The sequence below is a fragment of the Oscillibacter sp. KLE 1728 genome, assembly GCF_934833455.1.
Classification (GTDB): domain Bacteria; phylum Bacillota; class Clostridia; order Oscillospirales; family Oscillospiraceae; genus Oscillibacter; species Oscillibacter welbionis.
The window spans coordinates 1-4,134 of sequence record NZ_CAKVVF010000123.1; the positions used below are offsets into that span (position 1 = coordinate 1).

Sequence of the window (4,134 nt, forward strand, 5' to 3'; positions counted from 1 at the left end):
GTTCCGTCCGGATGTGCCGGAGCAGCTCCAGCCCATCCATGCCTGGCAGGTTCAGATCCAGGACCACCAGATCATAGGGTTCCACAAACAGCCGCTCACAGGCCGCAGCACCATCGTAGCAGCAATCCACCGTGTATTTTTCCAGTCTCAGATCCTCCGCGATCCCGTCGCACAGGAGACGCTCATCCTCCACCACCAAAATCCGCATCCCACTCACCGCCCTTTTCCATGTGCGGCTATTATAGCACATCCAGATAAAATTTCCATCAAGACCGCCTTGACAGGAAATTTACGTTTTCCATGCTACAATGCCTCCTGTCCAAAATCCGCCGCAGGTGCGGCAAGGAGGTTTTTTATGAAGCGATGCAAGAACAAACGGAAGCTGGCCGTGCTGGGTCTGGCCGCTGCCATGGCCCTGTCCCTGGCGGCCTGCGGAGAGAAGCGGCCCAGTCAGGAGGACGTGGAACAATCCATCGAGGCTGGTACGCTTACCATCGAGGACGCCCTGGATAAGGGCTGGGTCGATCAGGCGTGGGTGGATGCCTATTATGAGGAGAACAGCGTTCCCGCCGCCAGCAAAACAGAGAGCAACATGGTGGGCGACTTTGCCACGACCACCCTGTCCGGAGAGGCGTTTACCCGGGAACAGCTGGGGGATGTGGTGTTCTTTGCCTTCCTGGATCCGGAAGCGGAGGGGACGCAGGTCTTCTATAACGCACTGGCGGAGGGATATGGGGGCGTTGCGGAGAATGGGGCGGAAATCCTGGCCTGCACCAAAAGCGGAACCGGCAGCGAGATGTTTGCCGATGCACCCTTCCCCGTCATCCTCTACAACGACTCTCTGGCAGCAGCTGTGGGCAGCAACAGAAGCATGGTGGAGGACGGGGAGATGCCAAACGTCGCCTCCTGGTATGTGAACGGAACATTCCTCTCTGCATGGTATTCCGCCGTGGACGCAGAGGAGCTGCCTGCGTCCGCGGCCGCCTTTGTGGAGATGAGCCGGAACGCCGCGTTCCAGTCTGGGACGGCGGCAGAGGGCGGCGCCGCTATGGCGGCTATGGGCTGATATGAGAAAGATCACGTTCTGTTGTCTGGCAGCCGCCCTGCTGATGATTGGACTGGGGCTGTGGCGCGGGGAAGCGGACATGGTCCTGCACAAGGGCGTCAACCTGTGTTTGGAGTGTGTGGGCATTGGCTGAAAACAAGCATCGCTGGAAGATCCAGCTGGGGGCCGCGCTGGCTTCCAACCCCTTTTTGATGAACTTCCTGCATGGAAGGATCTCCAGGACCGGCCTGAAGGCCGTCTGCGTCCCCGGGCTGAATTGCTACTCCTGTCCGGCCGCGGCAGCTTCGTGCCCCATCGGGGCGCTTCAGGCGGTGATCGGCTCCTCCAAGTTCCAGTTTGCATGGTATGTGGTGGGATTCCTCATTTTCGCAGGCGCGCTGCTGGGGCGGGTGGTGTGCGGCTTTCTGTGCCCGTTCGGATGGTTCCAGGAGCTGCTTCACAAAATCCCTGCAAAAAAGTTCAGCACCAGGCGGGTCCGCATCTTGACCTATCTGAAATACGGGATTCTGGCGCTCTTCGTCATTGTCCTGCCTATGACGGTGGTCAACGAGGTGGGAATGGGCGACCCGTTCTTCTGCAAGTATATCTGCCCCGCCGGCATCCTGGAGGGCGGCATCCCGCTGGCGCTGGCCGATGCCGGCATCCGGGCCGGCCTGGGCGGACTATTTACCTGGAAGAGCTGCATCCTGCTGGGGACAGCTCTGCTGGCGGTGTTTTTCTACCGGCCTTTCTGCAAGTGGCTGTGCCCGCTGGGGGCCTTTTACGGGCTGTGCAACAGAATTTCCATCTGCCGCCTGCAGGTGGACTCGGGCCGGTGCACCGCCTGCGGGGCGTGCAGTCGTGCGTGCAGGATGGATGTGGATGTGTTCAGGACGCCCAACCATGCTGAGTGCATCCGCTGCGGGGACTGTGCGGCTGCCTGCCCCCATGGGGCCATCACCAGGGTATTTTCGATCAAAACAATACAAGAGAAGAAGGAGACTGCCACATGAAACGTGTTCTGATCCTATTGCTGTCGGCGGTACTGATGACCGCCGCATTGACCGGCTGCAGCTCCGGTGAAGAGGACGCCCTGGTGTCCAAGACACCTTTCCCGGAATTTTCCGAGGTGGACATTGCGGGCGATGAGATCTCCAGCGACATTTTCGCCGACTATGACGCCACCATCGTCAATTTCTGGAACAATGGCTGCGGTTCCTGCATCGCCGAGATGCCTGAACTGGAGGAGCTGTATCAGGATTTCAAAGAGCGAAACATCAACCTCATCGGTGTGGGTACCGACTCCGGCGAGAGCCGGGAGCAGCTGGACACGGCCCGGGAGATTTTGAAGGAAAAGGGCGTGACCTATCACAATATCTCTCCGGATCCGGAGGGCGATTTCTACAAGGACTTCGTTGCGGATATTTCCACCTATCCCACTACATATATCGTGGACGGCGAGGGAAACATCGTGGGTGCGGATATCGTGGGCAATGTGAAGAAGCAGCTGGACACCGTGGAGACCCGGCTGGCGCTGATCACCGGCCAGAAATAGAGTGAGAGACTGACAGGCGGCCGCCCCGCGGAATGGGGCGGCCGCCTGTGCCGGATTCGTTGGCCGGGGAGAGGGGAGCGGGCGATTTGCCGGCTGTTCCGGCAGGCCGCCGCGGCGGCACTTCCGCCAGCGCAGAGCAGGAATTCCGCTGCATCAGCAGACGCGGGAATCCCTGCCGCACGGGGGGCCGCAGATGGGCCGTCGGTACCAAATCCCGGAACAGACAGGCGAGGGGCATCAGATCAGCACACGGCGGTTGGGGTCACTCAAAACTTCCCGCTGGATGTAGGAGGCAATGATATCAATAAACTGGGAGGCGCGGGGCGGAGCCGTCAGCGTAAATCCCGCCATTTTGACCAGAAGCGGTCGGTTTGTATGCCACGCGCAGAGAACGACAGTCCGGATGTTCCGCTCCACGTTGGAGGGATGGCACCGGGTCTGCAGGGCCACGACTTCATAGATCTCTTCGGTGACGTTGAGCAGGCGGGATTCGTCTTCCAGGACCAGAGCAATGGCGCGGACCGTCTGCGGGTAACCGCGGTAATTGCGCGTAATGCCAAAGGGGCGCAGCGTTTCCCGGATGATCGTGTCCATGGAGAGCACCTCCTCGAAATTTGCGATGAGAAGATTGTACGACGAAAAACAGCAAAGCCTGAAAAAACGACATCTCTCAGAAAATTCGACATCTTCCATTGCGTGTGGAAGCTGCGCAGCCTGTCTTCCAGAATTTGGAACCCCCTTTCAATCTATCATAATATATTTTTTTACTTTTGTCTTGAATCTGGCTGTATTTTACAAAAAAATGAGCGCCGGAAGACCGGCACCCATGGGGAAGAGGGAAAAGTTATCTGAGCAGACAGGATCTCCTTCAACTCCTGGAGAGACCTTTTTCAAGGCCGCGGGCCAGTACGCGGGGCTGGAGGACGATGTTCAGCACTACTGGCCTGGATGTGACGGAAACAGGGAAAGCCCCCGCTCGTATGAGCGGGGGCTTTCTTGCGCAACAAGTTACTTGAAAGAAACTATTTGCCTTACGGCTGGACAGTGTAGACGAAGCGGACAGTGTTGGAAGTGAACTCATCCACAACTCTGCCGTCTTCATTTTCGATGGTGATAATTACATAGTAATTACCACTTTCCTGGATCGCGATTTTTCCCAGGTTGTTCCAATCATTAACCTCATAGGCAGCCAGGTTTACATGCTCCTTGAAGCCGACTTCCGCATCGCCCTCGGTGCTGTTGGCCTTCATCAGAGTCACAGTAACAGGATAGTTAGCGGGAATCTTTCCGGTGCCGACCAGGTCAACAGTAACGATATTGTTGTTGCAGGCGAAATTCTCCACACCGGTCAGGTCCAGCTCGCTGCTTCCCTGCTCACCGTCGTCTTTGGCAACGCCGCCCACATCGGTGACGCAGATGAAGGTGATCTCGCCGTCCTTCACATACAGGTCGATCTCCACAGTGCCCTGATCCTTCAGGTCCTCGTCTCTCACGGCATCCAGAGCGGCCTCCAGACGGGAGATGCTGTTGATCT

Annotated in this window: 7 protein-coding genes; 4 read left to right on the forward strand and 3 right to left on the reverse strand. The window is 57.9% G+C overall.

What is annotated here, in order from left to right; genetic code table 11:
- A partial coding sequence (locus QVE23_RS10510) for a response regulator (RefSeq protein ID WP_287968181.1) occupies window positions 1–208 on the reverse strand: 208 nt, incomplete at its 3' end.
- Between the two features lie 147 nt (window positions 209–355).
- On the opposite strand from QVE23_RS10510, the gene QVE23_RS10515 reads away from it, so the two are divergent.
- The 4 genes from QVE23_RS10515 to QVE23_RS10530 are packed head-to-tail and all read left to right on the forward strand — an operon-like array spanning window position 356 to window position 2,600.
- A complete protein-coding gene (locus tag QVE23_RS10515) occupies window positions 356–1,066 on the forward strand; it encodes a hypothetical protein (RefSeq protein WP_287224906.1) in 711 nt (236 codons plus the stop codon).
- A 1-nt stretch (window position 1,067) separates the two neighbouring features.
- Entirely contained in the window at window positions 1,068–1,199 is a 132-nt protein-coding gene (locus tag QVE23_RS10520) for a CD1871A family CXXC motif-containing protein (protein ID WP_287224904.1), read from the forward strand.
- Window positions 1,192–2,058: a 4Fe-4S binding protein gene (locus tag QVE23_RS10525; protein ID WP_287968183.1), complete on the forward strand. Its 867-nt coding sequence runs from the start codon at window positions 1,192–1,194 to the stop codon at window positions 2,056–2,058. The genes QVE23_RS10520 and QVE23_RS10525 overlap by 8 nt, the downstream gene beginning before the upstream one ends.
- Window positions 2,055–2,600 (forward strand): TlpA family protein disulfide reductase, encoded by a 546-nt coding sequence (locus QVE23_RS10530; RefSeq protein WP_021747947.1) that lies wholly within the window; start codon window positions 2,055–2,057, stop codon window positions 2,598–2,600. Before QVE23_RS10525 ends, QVE23_RS10530 begins: the two co-directional genes overlap by 4 nt.
- Window positions 2,601–2,837: 237 nt before the next feature.
- On the opposite strand, the gene QVE23_RS10535 is transcribed toward QVE23_RS10530, so the two are convergent.
- The gene (locus QVE23_RS10535; RefSeq protein WP_025543633.1) at window positions 2,838–3,194 is read right to left on the reverse strand and encodes a sporulation initiation factor Spo0A C-terminal domain-containing protein; all 357 of its coding nucleotides are present in this window, start codon (window positions 3,192–3,194) and stop codon (window positions 2,838–2,840) included.
- A gap of 437 nt (window positions 3,195–3,631) precedes the next feature.
- Window positions 3,632–4,134: hypothetical protein (locus QVE23_RS10540; RefSeq protein WP_287968185.1), on the reverse strand; the 503-nt coding region annotated here is incomplete at its 5' end.

Coding starts and splice junctions, on each gene's coding strand:
- QVE23_RS10515 (WP_287224906.1), top strand. CDS start 356: ATGAAGCGATGCAAGAACAAACGGAAGCTGGCCGTGCTGGGTCTGGCC.
- QVE23_RS10530 (WP_021747947.1), top strand. CDS start 2,055: ATGAAACGTGTTCTGATCCTATTGCTGTCGGCGGTACTGATGACCGCC.
- QVE23_RS10535 (WP_025543633.1), bottom strand. CDS start 3,194: ATGGACACGATCATCCGGGAAACGCTGCGCCCCTTTGGCATTACGCGC.
- QVE23_RS10520 (WP_287224904.1), top strand. CDS start 1,068: ATGAGAAAGATCACGTTCTGTTGTCTGGCAGCCGCCCTGCTGATGATT.